This window comes from Virgibacillus subterraneus (assembly GCF_900110695.1).
GTDB lineage: Bacteria > Bacillota > Bacilli > Bacillales > Amphibacillaceae > Lentibacillus > Lentibacillus subterraneus.
This window is the reverse complement of record NZ_FOEH01000003.1, coordinates 1-17451: the sequence shown is the minus strand read 5'-3', so window position 1 is coordinate 17451 and position 17451 is coordinate 1. Positions and strand designations below refer to the sequence as shown.

Below are 17451 nucleotides of genomic sequence, written 5' to 3'. Positions count from 1 at the left end.
AAGTTAGTGAAGTGAATCCTCATTCCGTTATTAGTCCAAAAAGATGGGTAAATGATGATGAAAAGGGCAAATAGCGGAACGAGGATCCGGAACAGATGCTAAAAGTCATTATTTGAGGTGAATAACGGAATGAGGATCCGTCAAGTTCTGGTAAATAATCGTGGCGGATCCTCATTCCGTTATACGTTACAAAAACTGCTCAAAAGTTAGTCAAGTGAATCCTTATTCCGTTATTAGTCCATAAAGATGGGTAAATGATGGTGAAAAGGGAAAATAGCGGAACGAGGATCCGGAACAGATGCTAAAAGTCATTATTTGAGGCAAATAGCGGAATGAGGATCCGCCTGGTAGCACTGGCTCAGAACCAAGTCACTGCAACAACTACTATTCACATAATTATCGTCTAATTTTATATGTTCGGGCGCGTTCTTTACCACTTGCAACAATTAATATCTGCTGTTCTACTAGTCTATGCAAAATTTTCCGAGCATGGCGATCGCTAATGTGAAGATGGTGAGCAAGTTCAACTGGAGTAAAACACCTTAGCAACCGACGTGCATATCGCACAACTTCTGCCTCGAGCCAAGATAATTCAGTGGATACTTCAGTTGAGGTGAATTTACCGATAAAAGCAAGAACAAGCTGCTGACAGCGTTGAGGTTCATCTTGAATAGATAGATAAGCGATTGGTAGGATGGTCCATCCATCGAGGGCTAATAATGAGTGTCGCCAGCATAAATCCTTAAATCGTCTAACATCGAGGTCTCTCGCATGAGGGCCGTATCCTTGAATTTCAATACATCCTTTCGCATCATGTCCTGGTCTGTAAGCGAGGTCAAGGTAACGGTAACCATTGTTGAAATCCCGTACTTCCCATTCAGGGTATAAATGATTAAAATTTCCCACAGTTGGAAACCAAATTGAACGAAGAAATTGAACCGTACCGTGACCTAAACCCTTTTTCAGAAGTTCACGTCTCCTATGGTTCTTCTCCTCGGTAATTTGTACTTGAATCCATTCTTCATATTTTTGTTCGAATCCTGGCATCGTTCACTTTCCTTTCCGGTTATATTTTATTTGAGTAGACAAGGTGATTTTTTCTATGACTGGGTTGGTTAGAGACTAGCTTTCGAGGCAAATACAACAGGGATTTACGTAGAAATCGTGGTAACTTGTCAGTTTAATAGGCTACTTAATTATACTGTATTATTAGATTATAGGAAACTATTCTTTTGTTCGAGCACGCATTAGAAAAGTTCGATTATGAGCCACACTCTCTCAAAATACCGACGTGCTCCCCACCAGACTTATTCTTATGAATTCAACGATTTAAATGGTACATTATTTATAAACCAAATCTATAAGGAGTTTTCACAAAATGTCAAAAGACAAATGGGATAGCAGATTTTCAGAAAAAGGTTATGTATATGGCACAACTGTAAATGAATTCATTCGAGAGATGGGTGAGCAGATTCCGCCCCCCTCAAATGTTGCTTGCTTTGCAGAAGGCGAGGGTCGTAATGCTGTTTATTTGGCAAGCCTTGGGCATCATGTAACAATGTACGATCAGTCAACAGCCGGCATTAAGAAAGCCAAGAAACTGGCAGAACAGCATCATGTATCCATCGAAACTGCTGCTAAGGATTTAACAAAAGAGAGTGTGGATCCCAACCAATACGATTCTGCTATTATGGTATTTGGACATGTCCCAAAGCAAGGTCAGCAATTTTTAATCGAAAATATAATTCAATCCGTTAAAACTGGCGGACAGATTATGTTTGAAGTGTACTCAGAAAATCAAATTAACTATAAATCCGGTGGTCCTCCTACTGTAGATAATCTGTATAATCCGTCAGATATTCTCAGCTGGATCAAACCGTATAAGTGCATTCATTTTTATTATGGAGAAGCAACACGGAACGAAGGAAGCCGTCATACAGGATTGGGTCATGTCATTCAGGTGGTTATCCAAAAGTAAATCAGATAGTTATTGTTTTACTTTTATAGTTAATCCATTAACTAATTCAGGGTTTTTCTTTATAGCCTTATTTAATGTTGAATCAATGGCCTTCTTTACTTTATACCGCTCATCGTGTAAAAGTATTTTTATTATACTTTCTGCTTCACATATATATTTCATACCCTCAGCGGATGAAAAAATCTTTGCTATATTCCATCGTGCATTTTCATCACTTATCTCTATCCATTTATCTAACCTTGCCAAAACTTTTGATGGATAATACCTTAGCAAACCATCCCCAATTGCAAATTGTCCTAAATTTTTCTTTACATACGGATTACTATCAGTTAACAATAACTCCACGATATCAAGCAGTGGCTCTCCATATTCCTCTTTACGTTTTTTACCTGCATACATCGCAGCTATAGAGGCAGCACGTCGGACATTCTCTGAGTTGTCACGAGTCCAACTTTTTATATCTTCATAGAATAATTCAAAATGATTCGTAAGTATTTCTCCGCAAGCACCAGCAACCCACTCTCTGACTTCCCAATTTTCATCATTAGCAAGTGATCTTAAAACATTTGAAACTTGACGAGGATATTCATCATAAACAGACATAAGTAAATGGGCGGCGATTTCCTTTGCAGTAGCGTCTTCAAACTCTGCAAGTTTAATAGCCATGTCCTTTAATCGTGATTTATCTTGAACAGTAGAAATAACGTATTCTATTGCTTTATTTTTTACAGGTGATTTTGGTGTATTACGTGCCCCAGTTCCGAGCTCTTTTAGAGTTTCAATGGCCCCTCTGAAATTCTCATCTCCAAGCTGATAAACAAATGATTCTAAAGTTTTCCTTGTTTCGACCATGTCTAATATCCCTCCAAATTCATTAGAACAAGTTATTTTGATAGATTAGTTGCAAGTTTATCTCCTGTTAAAAACAATTTTGCCATAAAATAAGCATTTGCTGTGAACAGCTGTGTTTTTATCAGATTTGTTTTAATTAAATGTCCCATTTCCTCAAAATCAATCAATCTAATAATTATCTCTTCGGTATCATCTAAATCTTGATTGAATTCTCTAACGGCATCCATTATCAGATAGGTTTTCACCTTATTGTTTTGCGTAGCAGGATTAACCATAAACTCTCCTAATTTAATAGGTTTCCTCTTTGAAGTGAACCCCGTTTCTTCTCTAATCTCCCTAAGTATTCCTTCCTCGTATGACTCATTTTCTTCTATTTTACCGGCAGGAACCTCCAAATAGAAATCCTCTCCAGCATGTCTGTATTGTTCAACAAGTACAATTTGATTTTCTTTCGTAATAACAATCGCATTAACCCAATCAACGTATTCATTAACATAATAGTCATCTATCACAATTCCATTTGGCAGCTCACATTTATCTTTTCTCAAATTTCCAAATGGTGTCTCAAACAAATAAACTGAATCTATGGTTTTCCACTTTTTCATATGTAATCCTCCGTTCATTCTTCAAACGTTTTCCTAAAACCATAGAAAGCCCGATAACCTTGCTCTTCATAATAAGTACGAGATGTACTTGTTGCAAGCATCTCTATTCTTGTTTTGGGATATAGGCTATGCACATATTTAAGTAGTCCCTGTCCAACTCCTAACCCGCGATAGTCGGTACTAACCACTAGTTCACCAATAAATAGAGTAATAAACTTATCTGTGATTCCTCGAATATACCCGACAAATCCCCCTTCATCCATTACAACAAATGCAATATTAGAATGGTCCCATGCTTGCTTTGTATCATCTTTTTTCTCTACTAGATTTGTCCAGCCTTCTTTTATATTTAACCTTTGAATATTCACAAAATCACTTTCAGAGTATTCTCGAACATTAACTGACTTTCCGTTCCTTAATAGTAGTTCCATATATATCCCCTTTTCCACGCAAAATATCAGCAATAATAAATCATTTTCAAAAATTCAAAACTGCTGCTGTTTGTATCCTGCATAAATGTTTCAATATCTTCAAATCCAAGTTTCCGATAGACTTTAATCGCTCTTTGATTAAAAGTTGCTACGGATAATGTTATTTCATCAGGTGAATAGTTTGATTTAGCAAATTCCATCCCGGCCTTGATAAATTCCGATCCATTTCCGCTACCAGTCAAATCAGGCCTCATCCCCAGCCCAATATCTATGGTGTTGTTTCCAGTTCTATTAAAACTAAAAAAACCAACAACTTCACTGTCCTTTGTAACAACATAAGTAGAATCTCGTTTGTTGGAGTCTAAAAACTCAGCAAGATCTTCCTTATCAGCTTCTATATCATAAAAAGAATATATCCCATCATAGTGCCAGTTATATGCAATATCTTCTGCCTGCTCCTGCGTCATAAATTCAAACGTATAATCCATAATTATCCCCCTCAAATAGTGACACTCCAATTCATTTATACTTAAATTTATCTTCGTCGCTATGTTTCTTTTTTACTATATAACTAAATATTTTGCCAATTAATTTTAAGGCAGTACGCAATTGAATCCCCCTTGATGCAGTTATTCTAAACATTAACATCCTACTATTCTATCACTTTTATAAAATTCATCCAGTTTCGAAGTTTTATCTCATGGGTATAGACTAAAAAGGAATATATTTTCTAATAGGAGGCTTTGGTAATGGCTAACGAAATTTTTGGACCATTTCACTCGAAAGAGGATGCTATCAAGAAGGTGTCGGTATTGGAACTGAAAGGTCTTAAGGCAGAAAATATTACCATCTTTACTAATAAGGAAAATACGGCTGAGTTGGAAGATCGTACGGATGTCGACGTGGAAAACAATGCAATAGAAGATGATGGGAAGGATTCTTTCATAGATAAAATTAAAAAAGTAATGCTTAATTCTCAAGATTCAAGCCTTAATATTCATGAAAAATTAGTTCAACTCGGTGTATCTGACAAACAAGCATCAATGTATGTGGATGCTATTGAATCCGGTGAGATCTTGGTGATAGCTGATGATGAATTAAAAATGGGCAATGACCCAACCAGTGACACAGTCACATTAGAGGAAGAGGTCATTCATCGTAATAGTTAACAATGTTTAAGCGAACAGCATCAGGTGCTGTTCGCTTAAACTTTTTTTATTGCTAAACCTTCTTTTTTACGTATAATGAATAAAAAAAGGAGCGATCCTACGATGTGCTTAATCAATTTTCAGTTTCACGAGCATCCAAACTATAAATTAATAGTTGCTGCAAATCGGGATGAGTTTTACGGGAGACCAACGGCGCAAGCTCGCTTTTGGGATGATGAACCGAACATTCTGGCTGGACGTGATTTAGTCCAGCATGGGACCTGGCTTGGCATCACAAAACAAGGAAGGTTTGCAGCATTAACAAATTACCGTGACCCTGGGCAACCAGCGACTGGTCAACAATCACGTGGTGATATAGTCAGAAGCTATTTAGCAGAAGATGCAACACCACAAAATTTTCTTGAATCATTAAAAGTAAACAAGCATAAATATGCAGGATTTAATATAATTATTGGAGACACAGAGCAAATTTTGTATTACAATAACATACAAGATAAAGTTACAGAAATCAATGCAGGTACACACGGACTTAGCAATCATTTTTTAAATACACCATGGCCGAAAGTCACGAAAGGAAAGATGAATTTACATAAATATACAATGACCCAAGAAAAAGTCCAAACAGATAAGTTATTTCAAATCATTTCTGATGCCGAAGAAGCTAAGGATGAAAACTTACCGGAAACAGGTGTTGGATTAGACCTTGAACGAAAGCTCTCACCGTTATTCATCAAGACACCTGAATATGGCACCCGCTCCTCCACTGTTTTGCTAGTAGACAATAATAATGAAGTGACCTTTGTTGAACGTACATACGATAAAGGAAAGTTTGCAAAAGAAAATCAATATAATTTCCAACTACAGAAAGGAGAAAATTGATGTTATCAGACCAGCAATTACTAAGAATTCCCGGACCAACTCCAATTCCCCCAAGCGTACAGCGCGCCATGAGCCAGCCAATGATTGGACATCGGGGTCAGGAAACAAAGGAATTACTTAAAAGCATTAAACCAAAACTAAAACCCATTTTCGGAACCGAACAAGATGTTGCGATTATCACCGGAAGTGGAACAGCGGGTTTGGAAGCAGCAGTTGTCAATACGGTTACCCCCGGGGATGAAGTGCTAGTCATCGCAACAGGTGCTTTTGGTGAACGTTTCGTCAAAATAGCTGACGCATATCAAATAAAAACGCATCGTTATGATGTTGAATGGGGAGAAGCCGTTACACCTGGCGCTATTAAGGAATACCTTACAAAATATCCAGCGATAAAAGCTGTGTTTGCCACGTTTTGCGAGACATCCACAGGTGTCCTTAATCCAGTACAGGAACTTGCCCAAGTAGTACATTCACATTCAGATGCATTATTTATTGTCGATGGGGTGTCCTGCATTGGCGGTGTTGAATGCAAAATGGATGAATGGGGTATCGACCTATTGGTTACAGGTTCTCAGAAAGCAATGATGCTTCCCGCTGGTCTAACATTTATAGCTGCAAGTGATCGTGCATGGAAAACGATCGAGCAGAATGAGCAGCCACGCTTCTACTTAGGCCTGAAAAAGTACCGTGATAACCTGGAAAAAGATTCAACACCATTCACCCCTGCCTTATCACTTTTATTAGGGCTGGAACAGGTTTTAACACTCATGAATGAAGAAGGCCTGGAACAAATTCACGAGCGACACCGGTTAATGATGGAAATGACCAGAGCCGCTTTTCGCGCCCTGGATATTCCTCTATTAACGAGTGATATCGCCGCCTCCCCTACCGTAACAGCGATTAAACCCGCTGATTTTGAAGCGGAGGCATTGCGAAGAGTCCTTAAAGAAGAATTCGGTTTAGCTGTTGCAGGTGGCCAGCAGCATATGAAAGGTAAAATCTTTCGGATTGGCCATATGGGCTACTGCTCTCCAGCAGATGTACTGCAAACAATTAGTATAGTAGAAATTAGCTTACGAAAAATAGGTAAAGACATTGAACTAGGTAAAGGAACACAAGCTGCGCAAGAAATATACTTAGGTTAGGGGTATTAACATGTCATTTAATATATTAATTGCAGATCCGCTAAGCGAGGAAGGTTTACAGCCTCTACAAGATGCGGAAAATATGAATCTTGTAATCGAAACGAATCTATCGCCAGAAGAATTAGAGAGCAGAATTGGCGATTTCGATGGCTTACTAGTAAGAAGTCAAACACAAGTAACACGCAATATCATCCAGAAAGCTAAGAACCTGAAAATCATCGGACGTGCAGGTGTCGGCGTTGATAATATTGATCTTGATGCAGCAACCGAAAATGGCATTATCGTTGTCAACGCTCCAAACGGGAATACGAATTCTGCTGCAGAGCATACGATGGCCATGATAATGTCGTTATCCAGAAAAATCCCTCAAGCCTATTATGCACTTAAAAATCATCAATGGGACCGGAAAAAATATGTCGGTGTCGAGCTAAAGAATAAAACACTAGGGATCGTCGGGCTTGGCAGGATTGGTACAGAAGTTGCTTCCAGAGCCAAAGGGCAACGGATGGACGTTATGGCATATGACCCATTTTTAACTGAGGAGAAAGCAGATAAAATGGGAATTCGCTACGGATCAATTGAAGATGTTTTAAAAGAAGCAGACTTTATCACGGTGCATACACCTTTATTAAAGGAGACAAAGCATTTAATTAATGCTGAAGCGTTCCAGCAAATGAAGCCTGGAGTGCAAATTGTTAACTGTGCCCGCGGTGGAATTATTGATGAAGAAGCTTTATATAACGCTATTGTTGATAAAAAAGTAGCCGGTGCCGCACTGGACGTGTTTGAAGAAGAACCGTTCCATGACAATAAGCTACTAGAGTTACCGGAAGTATTTGCTACACCACACCTTGGGGCTAGCACAATCGAAGCACAGGAAAATGTTGCAATCGATGTCTGCCAGGACGTTATCGGCTTTTTAATGGGAGATTTAGTCAGAAACCCAGTTAACCTGCCATCCGTTCCAAATGATATCATGAGCAAAATCGAGCCTTACTTCAACTTAGCAGAAAAACTTGGCTCATTCCTCATTCACTTAACTGACGAGGTTGTTGAAGAAGTAAACATCTATTACGCTGGCGATTTATCTGAAGTGGAAGTTGCACCATTAACGCGAAATACAGTAAAAGGGCTACTGACCCGACATCTCGGCGACCATGTAAACGATGTGAATGCCCTCTACCTTGCTAAAAGAAAAGGAATTAACATCAACGAAAATAAAACATCCCGGACCAGAGGCTTCACAAACCTGCTGACAGTAGAAGTGAAGACAGCAACAGAAACAAGAAGTGTGGCAGGAACTCTATTAAATGGCTTAGGACCAAGAATTGTAAAGGTGGATAAATACAGTGTCGATGTAACACCAGAGGATCATATTGTTGTCATTTATCACCAGGACCAACCAGGTGTTATCGGTAGAATGGGAAGTATCCTAGCCCAGCATCATATCAATATTGCAACAATGCAAGTGGATCGAGTAGGCATCGGCGGAGAAGCAATTATGATGCTTAAAGTTGACCGACATATGGAACAAAAAGAATTAGACGAGTTAAAATCCCTGGAAGAAATTCATGAAGTTACAGCAATAGATTTATAGGAAGATTGAGGCTCATTCAATTGCACCGTAATTTTACGGTGCATTTTGTTTATCAAAATCACCTGACTCATCATGAACCCCGCTACTCCTAGTTTCTCTGTCATTTAGCGGAATAAGGATTCGTGTGCTGATTGATATGAATCCTCATTCCGCTATTCGCCCCAAACTCCTTGATTTGAGCTTGTTTCGGTTCCTGGTTCCGTTATTTGCCCTTTTCGGCCTCACAATTCACTCTTTCTCGGCATTTAACGGAATGAGGATCCACTTAAGCCTCTGCTAAACAGCATTTTTGCCATTTAGCGGAATAAGGATTCATTTGCTGATTAATAACATGATCGGTTTTCTATAAGAAACTCTCCCCCCACTACCAGTAAGGTTCCTCTTTATTAGATAATTTCAAAATTAAGGGGTATAAGCCGATTACTATCGATGCAAAGATAATAGCAAGAATTACCATCGTACCTAATGAAAACTCTAACCAAGCATTAATAGGTAATAAAACTAATGGAATAAGTACGAAAACCCCACCCCTTATTCTTGATGATACAGACTCATATTGTTTTTCACCACAGTGCGGGCATTTCAATCTGAACATTGTTTTAATTGTTTGTTTCCAAGTCCACTTTTCACCGCAATTCTGACAAACTGGCATCCATTAACCCCCTTCATTTTAAAAGTACCTTACTGAGCAGATCCAGCACTACTTTTTCTAAGTCTATGTAAACCGTTAGTAAAAGCTTAAAGTATTACCCCAGAAAACTCTCCCTTTAACACCTCTTTTCCATGCTGATTGTTGCATAAAAAGTATGCTCTAATGGATGTTCTGTTCTTTTCCTGCTTTTCGTATTTTTCAATTGTAACCTCGCAAATGATTGTATCTCCTGTAAACACAGGTCTTAAGAACTCAAAATTCATATTACGAGCCATCACATCATAGTCTCCACCTACCTTTGTTGGAAGAGTCGCCGTTAATAACCCTTGTACAACAAGCTTCCCATGTTCATCAGGTGTTTTATGATGAGCACCTTCATCACCTGAAATCTCTGTAAATAATTCAACATCCCTTTCCGAAAAAGATCGTTCAAATGTAATGATATCTCCTACTTTTAAAGACAAATTTACCCCTCCTTAATTTAAATGTATATCCTATATTCAATCACTTTAATTCCTATACGCTTGTACAATTCACCTTAGTGAATATAACATAGATGTCATTAATAGATTACAATTTTCTGAAATAGTAAACAAAATAAAAAGACCAACTTAAATGAATCTTCCTGTTTAACGCAAGTTCCCATTCATTGAAGAAGGCTGCTTAAAAGATTTGTTTATAATCTTTAGCTAGCTTGATTAACTTGTTTGTTTATTTTACTCGCTTGCTTCACCCCAAGCTAAGTCACATAGCTGCTTATCAATAATTCCACTAATATTCTCTCTATTCACTCCTGCGAGATAGATCTTCTACCATTTCAGCGGAATGAGTATCCGTGTGCTGATTGATATGAATCGTCATTCCGCTATTCGCCTCAAACTCCTTGAATTGAGCTTGTTTCGGTTCCTGGTTCCGTTATTTGCCCTTTTCGGCCTCACAATTAACTGTTTTTAGGCATTTAACGGAATGAGGATCCATTTGCCGATTATCACGACCGTATCATTAGAAGAAAGATTACAATTGAGCAGTCCTTAACCTGCTACATTTACTCGTTGGAGATAAGCCAGGTTTTCTAATACAAATAAAAGGGGTGCCAATGTTACAACCCCCTTACTGTTGAAAATAAATATATTACTACATATTTTTACTTTGCTGAAGAAGTTTGGATTCTCCTGTTCGTTCCCATTCTTCTACAGTTTCATATGCTGTTTCAGGAGAATATCCCTTCCCTACAAGAACTCCCATCAAAATAAATTCCTGGAGAATATGAGTTGCATTTATTCCTCTTCGTACATCCTCTAATCCTTCTTCCACCAAATATTCTGTATACTGCACCCATTCATCTGGCGTCTTGCCTGAAATAACCGTATTTCCATTCTCTTGCTCTTCTTCAGCTGCCATAGCTTCTGCTTTCGTAACATGTACTGTGCCAAAAGGATGGTTTGGAGGAGCATATATTGAGTAAAGTCTTAGGGGAATATTACCAGTATTGGTCAGATTATGCCATGATCCAGCAGGTATCATTATTGCAGAATCGTCATAGACATTTCTTTCAAATGTTAAATTATCTTTACTGTTACCCATCTTGACAATCCCTTGCCCTTGTTCTACACGTAAAAATTGATCAACGTCAGGATGCATTTCTAAACCGATATCCTCACCGACATTGATACTCATTAAAGTAACCTGCAAATGTGTCCCCGTCCATAAAGCAGTACGAAACGTATTGTTTTGTCTCGTTGCTTCATTAATATTAATGACAAAAGGATTCGATCCATAATCTTGCAATTTGGCACCGTTATCACCTTTGTGAGCGTTGAACGATCCAAATCTGTCAGCATGTTCTAACCCATTAGGCAAAGTGCCGTTAATAGACTGTCTTCCATAGTTATACATTGGTACATTAACAACATAGTAAGGATGTTGATACGGATACATATATGGATAATAAATTTTTCTCAATCCCTTCACAATTTATAAAATTATCCTATGCATCTGTTAAAATAATGTACTTAGATTCAAGGGTACTTTTTTAAGTAATGATAACAGTACCATCTTAGACTTTGCATTCGTTAAAGGGATTACTTATGAAAGCCATTTTTTGCTAACTGCATAAGTGCAATTAAGGCAATTCGCCTAAAGGCTTGCACTCTAAATAACAACCACTCATATTAATAATTCATTATTGCATTACCATAGCACTGATAATTTAGTTACATCATAAAATGTAATTATAAGTTTTGTGATAGGAAACCGAACCCGCTAGATGAATTCTTAATAGGTCACTTGTGAAGTACAAATCAGTGATGCACAAGTTAAATCTCATCTATAATCAAGTAATATCCACTATTAATCTTACAGTAAAAAATGACTTGGATATTTCTCCAAGCCATTTTTCTTTCTATATCTCTTGTTATTAAAGCCCCCGTTAGTTGAGAAAGCAAAGAGACGCTAATTAAACAATCGCGCCCGATGATTAAATAAAGTAAAATTAAGTAGATTGCTTTTGAATACAATTGTGTTGTATAGCTTATTGTGCCTGAAACAACTATCTTGAGGACTTTCATCATGCTATATTTTATTTTTCAGTTATCCCGAAGGAACCCCTAGGTCACGGTTTGTCTTGGCAGCAGTGTCGATCGGCGGCGGTGGCCGTGGTGTTAAGGTCGTCGGAGTGTCCGGCCTCAAGCCGAGACCATTGGGCGGTCGGGCGGCCGTCCAGCCTAAACTGACCACCTTTGGAGCCCCAACGCTGAGGCCAGCCCTCGGGCGAATCCTCCCAGAACTCCTGCCGGCCGTAGACAGTCAGGTCCAGCAGTCCGTACGACGGTGCCATCAGTTCGTTGCCGCGGCCGGTGGTCCAGTAAGTCTCGTAGACCTTGTCACCGTCCCGAAGATAACTGGCCAGGATCCCGAAATGCCGGTCTGCGATCAACCGGTCCACGGCGTCCTGGGGCACCGAGTACCAGGGAACCGTCCAGCCCATGAAGTCACGATACCGCGAGCTCTCCTCGTACGGCCCCTGACAGAAAGTCGCGTAGCTCACGTCTCGCGAGTTCAGATAGGACAGCTCGTTGATGTGGGTCGTGGAGAAGGTGCAGCCCTCGCACTGCTCCGCGGCGGGTCTGCCGGTGTGCCACATGTGGTAGTACGCGATTAGCTGGCGCCGGCCCTCAAACGTCTCCAGCAGCGTGACCGGGCCATCTGGGCCGATCAGCGGGATGGTCGAGTCCACCTCGACCATCGGCAACCGCCGTCGGGCCGCTGCGATCGCGTCACCTTCTCGTGTGTGTGCCTTCTCCCGAATCCGCAACTCATCCAGTTTGGACTGCCAGGTGGTTCGGTCGACCACGGTTGGCAGCGCAGAGGTTTTGTAATTATAATTCATGGAAATATCTCCTTTCACTATTATTTACCTACACACCTGATAGTTTATCAAACATAAATACAAAGAACTTCTTCTCAATTGCTAAGGATCTCAATAAGAAGTTTGATTTATGCTGCTGTAATGGCTAAGAACATCGAAGTCATACCAATTACAAGTAATCCACACATTACTAATTTCTTACCTATGTCACTTTTAAAGTATAAATAAACAAACCCTACATAAATAACGGTAGTAATTGAAAAAAATGATATACCTGATAATAGTTTTTCGTTTGTGTAATCACCCAAGATAAAATGAAGAATTGTTATAGGATACGAAATAAGAGCAATTAAAAAGTGGAGTTTTTTTGTAAGCATTAAATTCCTCCTCTCGGCTATTACATACGATCAAAACAAGTTAAATAAACAAAAAATGTAATTTCACAAAATTAACCTTCCACTTTTATACAATAAGTTCAACAAAAAAGGCGCATATCCTTTTTTTAGATTAGCACCAGTTTCTTTAAGAGTTCTTTATTTCTTTAAACTGTCCAATAAAACATACAATAACTACTGTACAAACGAAATAAGATAAAAACCTTTTAATTGAAAAGTCTCCCTTATTGCTTCAATATTTAATAAATTAATCTTAAACAAACCTTCTATTTAGCACAAGAAACGAATACTCTTATTAAACAATCGCACCGTTTACTTCAATAAAAGAAAAGAACCAATAATAGCAATTATAATTAACATACATAGATAAATCGCTTTAATGATTCGTTTTTCCTTTGTTTTAGGAAACAATTTAGATTCTACATATCTAATAAAACTTCCTAAACATAAAATACCTATCAACGCAAGAAACTGTCCTAGCGAATCCTCTGAAACTAATAGATACCTTAATTGGGAAATAAGTATAAACAAACCACCTATATAACCAATGTTCATATAAAAATACTGTTTTTTCTTTTCTTCTGTCATTATTTCCCCCCTTTTATTGTTAATCAAAAGTAGCTATTCAAACAAATCTGCGTCTTTATCCAAGAAACCACTGTTCTTATTAAACAATAGCACCCTTTAGATTAAGTATATTTCTTCACAAATATATACTTATTTACCTTGCTACCTATGACTTCTCTGCTTTCAGATAATCCTCTAACAATTGTCTCTCTACCGATTTGAAAATAATAACGGTTTCCTTGTGCAGTGATAATTTCAGCTTCTTCAAATTTTTCTTCTGCTTTAGTTTTAGTTTCGACTGTAATAATTTCAGCATTACTTATCTCACCAAACACCACATAAAATTCGTGAAGCGTATTGCCTTTACTGTCGTATTCACGAAGAGGTTCAATATAAACTGTCATATTGTCATTCTCGTAATGTGTCCATCCGTGATGACCAATATTTTCCCAACCTTTTACATTGTTCCCCTTAAAAAAGGCTACAGCAAGTGCGTCATAATTCGCAAAAGGTAGTTCACCTTTATTTGGATTAGTGGTGTACATAACAATGGTCACATTATCGAATTGATCAGTGTGGATTATATTATTAACTTTATAAGGAATACCTTTTTTGATTGCTTCTTGAAAATCATCGTATTTCCCAAATTCAAAGTCAGGTTGAACAATCCAAATAAATAATGCTATTGATATGATAGCTATTAGAACTATACTAATTTACTTTTCACTTTTGTCCTCATAAGCTCACAAAACCTACAACCATGTTCAAGAATACTCCTCAGTTTATTTAATAAGAGTTTCCGAAGCAATACCGTTTTGCAACTCTTGAACTGTTAGTTGAAGAAGGATTTTCGTGTTTGTACCGTTTACCTATTTTAGTTCGTTTCTGTTTCCCCTAATTTTTTTACAAACGCATTTAGTTCCTTTTCCTTGTTCGATTTAAATATAATACCCTTATCATCTGTAATGATATACGTTGGAGAATCGTCATATAACCCTAACAATTCTTTCGTATTTTTTACACTATTAGCATGTGTCATCACTAATCTTTGAAAACGAAAATCTTCATTCGCACCTGGGTAGGCATCATACCCACTCTTTTCATTAGTTTTCGGATTGTAAACATAAAGCCCGTATTTTCCTTTGTCCACTGTCATTCCCTCGACAATTTCTACTTTCGAATAAGGAATAACCTCCACCTTTTCTGTATCATAAGCGGGCAGTTTTTCGTGGTTTTCAAAAAGTGTTCCAATCGTAACCAGTTCTTTTTCATAATTCCCTTTAATCTCGATGGATACCTTTTGTTCCATTTTTAAATCATTAAAAGAATCTACTTCACCCTTTACCACTGTATCTTCCTCTGCTTGCACTAGAAATGCCTCAATGTTTTTTTCGTTTTCGTCAAAATCCATCGTTTCCATTTGGTTTTCTGTCAATGTATCCCCTACATAGACTACTACCGTATTATTCTCGTGGTCTACCCCGTGTATTTCACCTTCAACAGACACAGTCTGATTGTTTGCACACCCAGTTAACAACAAGGCTATAACCATAATCATCCCAAGATAAAATCTCATAAGAACCCCCTTATTTCTTCTTGACGGATTGCATCCGTTAGCTTATTTTCCTTCACATCTCGGGTGGACGTTGTTTTCTTTTTACCTCTTCAATTTCTTTTTTAATTTTAGAATTACTTTTTTCTTTATTTTTTTGGATAGTGTGTTTTGATTTACTACTATTTTTGTCTCTCATAATTCCTCTAATAGTTAAGACAATAATGAAAAGGATGATAATTGAACCAATAATATTTAACCACATTTAAACAGCCTCCTATTGAACTTAACTGCCAGTTAGTTCAATATCTATATATTTAATGTTAACATAATATTCCAATTCGTAATCGAAAATTTCTGAACAAAAAGACAAAAGAAAAGACCGACTTTAACGTCAGTCTGCTTATTTAACTATTGCACCTGTTTGTTGAACGTGAATTTATTTTTTACCACTAGTGATATCATCATAAGGAGTAAAGTCGTTATTGGGTACTTTTTTCTTCCTAATTATTTTATAGGTTGTAGAAATTACAACAAATATTATTAGCCCTATGAATATGTAAACCATAATTCACCCCACATATAGATTTAAAATATATTATTTTTATCTGCATTACTTGCTACACTATCCTGCTAGTTAGTGCAATTAGCCATCTCTTATTAAACAATCGCACCCATCGCTTTAAGAACTTTGGTTGTTATTAAATTTAACTAGATCACTAACTTTATATTCCTTTTCAAAGGTCTCTCCTTCTTCAATGTCTAAATAAAGTTTTAAAGTGATTGAGTTAAAAGCCTTCCTGATTTCTTCCTCATTCAACCCTTTGGAGTAAAAAACAAATTCACTCTTATATCTTGCAAAATTTTCACCATCGGAATTCTCTTCATAACCTTCTCCAAACCAAAACCTATCTTTATCATCTATCGAGTTTACAGCTTCCTTCCAACTTTTCCGTTTAGGAAATTCAACTTTTCGTGTAATGTTTGCAGCGTGTTCAACTTCAAAGTTGAAAGTAAATTTGAGAAAGTCATCTTTTTTAGGATTGTTTAATCCAGTAGTTCCAACATTATCGAATTCCTCTTTACTCAATTGTGAAATCACTGCTTCGGTAGTAGTTTTTGGTTCCTGGGTATGACTACAGGCAGCAACGAACAGAACTAAGACTAATAACCAAAATAAAAAACACAATTTTTTCATTAAAATTAACTCCTTATTCAAGAAAAAACACCCTTTAGTTGAAAAAAATTGTTATGTTATTTCTTTCCATTCGTGTTCCAAAACGCTATATAGAAAAGAATCTCGCCAACCTTCTCTTATTAACAAATCTTCACGAATTCTTCCTTCTTGTGTCATACCAACTTTTTCCATTACTTTTGATGAACCAATGTTTCTAGGGTCACAAGTAGCATAAATACGATGAAGTTTAAGTTCTTCAAAACCAAAATTAATCAATAGCTTAGCAACATCTGTTGCAATGCCTCTTCCCCAATAATCTGGATTCACAATATAGGCGACTTCTCCAACTTTGTTAGTGAAATCTCTAATGTTAAACTCCCCAGCTCCAATCATATTTTTATTATATACAATTGCAAAAACTAGCCTTGTTCTCGGTTCTTGGGTTCCATCTTTAATCACCTTATTAATAAACCCTTTTGAGTCTTCTTCTGTATTAGGTCCCCAAGGTTGATATTGACAAACTATATCTTGTGATGCGTATTTATGTACATCAATCCAATCATTTTTAGTGAATTCCCTTAATAATAGCCTTTCATTCGAAAGAGAAACCTTAATGTGTTCGATTAATATCCCCTCACTTCTAATAACTTTTTTCTACTAAGCTGCCATTGGTTCAATAAGTAAGGTGCTTGATCCTTCTTGAAAATAAGCACCTGTTACTTGAATAGCGAACGCCTACACCTTTTTGCTTTTTACGAGATGAATAAACCAATATAACGCTATCCAAGGTAATATAAATCGAGTTGTCCACTCAAATAAGCTAACAATAATTCCAAACCCATTATAATTGAGTGAGGTTAAAACAATAAATATTACAACTAAGCTAATTGTACCGTAGAATAAATACCTCATAATTAAACACCCTTTTTTTAATATTGCTAATTACTTCCTAAACAAAAAGGAAATGGCTAATTACCCTTAATGAATCAACGCACCCGATAGTGAAATAAAATCCTGGTAGAAATCAACCCTTAAACACTAAAATTAAATCGGCTTTAAGTTCTCTTAAGTTTTTATTATATCAG

The 17451-nt window shown here is 37.3% G+C and carries 21 protein-coding genes; 5 read left to right on the top strand and 16 right to left on the bottom strand.

The window, feature by feature from the left end:
* Positions 1-396: 396 nt before the first annotated feature.
* The gene (locus BMY13_RS09735) at positions 397-1047 is read right to left on the bottom strand and encodes a transcriptional regulator (RefSeq protein WP_092504254.1); all 651 of its coding nucleotides are present in this window, start codon (positions 1045-1047) and stop codon (positions 397-399) included.
* A 331-nt stretch (positions 1048-1378) separates the two neighbouring features.
* On the opposite strand from BMY13_RS09735, the gene BMY13_RS09730 reads away from it, so the two are divergent.
* Positions 1379-1978: a class I SAM-dependent methyltransferase gene (locus BMY13_RS09730; RefSeq protein WP_092504252.1), complete on the top strand. Its 600-nt coding sequence runs from the start codon at positions 1379-1381 to the stop codon at positions 1976-1978.
* Positions 1979-1987: 9 nt separating this feature from the next.
* Here BMY13_RS09730 and BMY13_RS09725 read toward each other — a convergent pair whose 3' ends face one another.
* The 4 genes from BMY13_RS09725 to BMY13_RS09710 are packed head-to-tail and all read right to left on the bottom strand — an operon-like array spanning position 1988 to position 4354.
* Positions 1988-2830 carry a DNA alkylation repair protein gene (locus tag BMY13_RS09725; protein ID WP_092493483.1) on the bottom strand — a complete coding sequence of 281 codons (843 nt, stop codon included), beginning with the start codon at positions 2828-2830 and terminating at the stop codon, positions 1988-1990.
* A 32-nt stretch (positions 2831-2862) separates the two neighbouring features.
* Positions 2863-3435: an NUDIX hydrolase gene (locus tag BMY13_RS09720; RefSeq protein WP_092504250.1), complete on the bottom strand. Its 573-nt coding sequence runs from the start codon at positions 3433-3435 to the stop codon at positions 2863-2865.
* Positions 3436-3449: 14 nt separating this feature from the next.
* A complete protein-coding gene (locus tag BMY13_RS09715) occupies positions 3450-3866 on the bottom strand; it encodes a GNAT family N-acetyltransferase (RefSeq protein WP_092493481.1) in 417 nt (138 codons plus the stop codon).
* A 26-nt stretch (positions 3867-3892) separates the two neighbouring features.
* Positions 3893-4354: a GNAT family N-acetyltransferase gene (locus BMY13_RS09710; protein WP_092504248.1), complete on the bottom strand. Its 462-nt coding sequence runs from the start codon at positions 4352-4354 to the stop codon at positions 3893-3895.
* Between the two features lie 261 nt (positions 4355-4615).
* Here BMY13_RS09710 and BMY13_RS09705 point away from each other — a divergent pair, with 261 nt between their 5' ends.
* From BMY13_RS09705 to serA, 4 genes are all read left to right on the top strand, one after another.
* The gene (locus BMY13_RS09705) at positions 4616-5035 is read left to right on the top strand and encodes a general stress protein (RefSeq protein ID WP_092504245.1); all 420 of its coding nucleotides are present in this window, start codon (positions 4616-4618) and stop codon (positions 5033-5035) included.
* Positions 5036-5137: 102 nt separating this feature from the next.
* On the top strand, positions 5138-5914 hold the full coding sequence (locus BMY13_RS09700) for an NRDE family protein (RefSeq protein WP_092493479.1): 777 nt from the start codon (positions 5138-5140) through the stop codon (positions 5912-5914).
* Positions 5914-7059 (top strand): pyridoxal-phosphate-dependent aminotransferase family protein, encoded by a 1146-nt coding sequence (locus BMY13_RS09695; protein WP_092504243.1) that lies wholly within the window; start codon positions 5914-5916, stop codon positions 7057-7059. The genes BMY13_RS09700 and BMY13_RS09695 overlap by 1 nt, the downstream gene beginning before the upstream one ends.
* 10 nt (positions 7060-7069) lie before the next feature.
* The gene (serA, locus tag BMY13_RS09690) at positions 7070-8656 is read left to right on the top strand and encodes a phosphoglycerate dehydrogenase (protein ID WP_092504241.1); all 1587 of its coding nucleotides are present in this window, start codon (positions 7070-7072) and stop codon (positions 8654-8656) included.
* 364 nt (positions 8657-9020) lie between these two features.
* On the opposite strand, the gene BMY13_RS09685 is transcribed toward serA, so the two are convergent.
* From BMY13_RS09685 to BMY13_RS09635, 11 genes are all read right to left on the bottom strand, one after another.
* Positions 9021-9308, bottom strand: coding sequence for a TIGR04104 family putative zinc finger protein (locus BMY13_RS09685; protein WP_092504239.1), 288 nt, complete (start codon positions 9306-9308; stop codon positions 9021-9023).
* Positions 9309-9394: 86 nt separating this feature from the next.
* Positions 9395-9772: a hotdog domain-containing protein gene (locus BMY13_RS09680; RefSeq protein WP_092504237.1), complete on the bottom strand. Its 378-nt coding sequence runs from the start codon at positions 9770-9772 to the stop codon at positions 9395-9397.
* A 670-nt stretch (positions 9773-10442) separates the two neighbouring features.
* On the bottom strand, positions 10443-11261 hold the full coding sequence (locus BMY13_RS09675) for a cupin domain-containing protein (protein ID WP_425445154.1): 819 nt from the start codon (positions 11259-11261) through the stop codon (positions 10443-10445).
* Positions 11262-11919: 658 nt separating this feature from the next.
* Positions 11920-12696: a DUF899 family protein gene (locus BMY13_RS09670; RefSeq protein ID WP_092504235.1), complete on the bottom strand. Its 777-nt coding sequence runs from the start codon at positions 12694-12696 to the stop codon at positions 11920-11922.
* A 107-nt stretch (positions 12697-12803) separates the two neighbouring features.
* Positions 12804-13052 carry a hypothetical protein gene (locus tag BMY13_RS09665; protein WP_092504233.1) on the bottom strand — a complete coding sequence of 83 codons (249 nt, stop codon included), beginning with the start codon at positions 13050-13052 and terminating at the stop codon, positions 12804-12806.
* 330 nt (positions 13053-13382) lie between these two features.
* Positions 13383-13658 (bottom strand): hypothetical protein, encoded by a 276-nt coding sequence (locus BMY13_RS09660; RefSeq protein WP_092504231.1) that lies wholly within the window; start codon positions 13656-13658, stop codon positions 13383-13385.
* A gap of 101 nt (positions 13659-13759) precedes the next feature.
* A complete protein-coding gene (locus tag BMY13_RS09655) occupies positions 13760-14182 on the bottom strand; it encodes a hypothetical protein (protein ID WP_092504229.1) in 423 nt (140 codons plus the stop codon).
* 329 nt (positions 14183-14511) lie between these two features.
* Entirely contained in the window at positions 14512-15213 is a 702-nt protein-coding gene (locus BMY13_RS09650) for a hypothetical protein (RefSeq protein ID WP_092504227.1), read from the bottom strand.
* 52 nt (positions 15214-15265) lie between these two features.
* A complete protein-coding gene (locus tag BMY13_RS09645; RefSeq protein ID WP_092493473.1) occupies positions 15266-15454 on the bottom strand; it encodes a hypothetical protein in 189 nt (62 codons plus the stop codon).
* A 417-nt stretch (positions 15455-15871) separates the two neighbouring features.
* A complete protein-coding gene (locus tag BMY13_RS09640; RefSeq protein ID WP_245736076.1) occupies positions 15872-16408 on the bottom strand; it encodes a fructose-bisphosphate aldolase in 537 nt (178 codons plus the stop codon).
* A 30-nt stretch (positions 16409-16438) separates the two neighbouring features.
* Positions 16439-16981, bottom strand: coding sequence for a GNAT family N-acetyltransferase (locus BMY13_RS09635; protein WP_092504222.1), 543 nt, complete (start codon positions 16979-16981; stop codon positions 16439-16441).
* Positions 16982-17451: the final 470 nt, after the last annotated feature.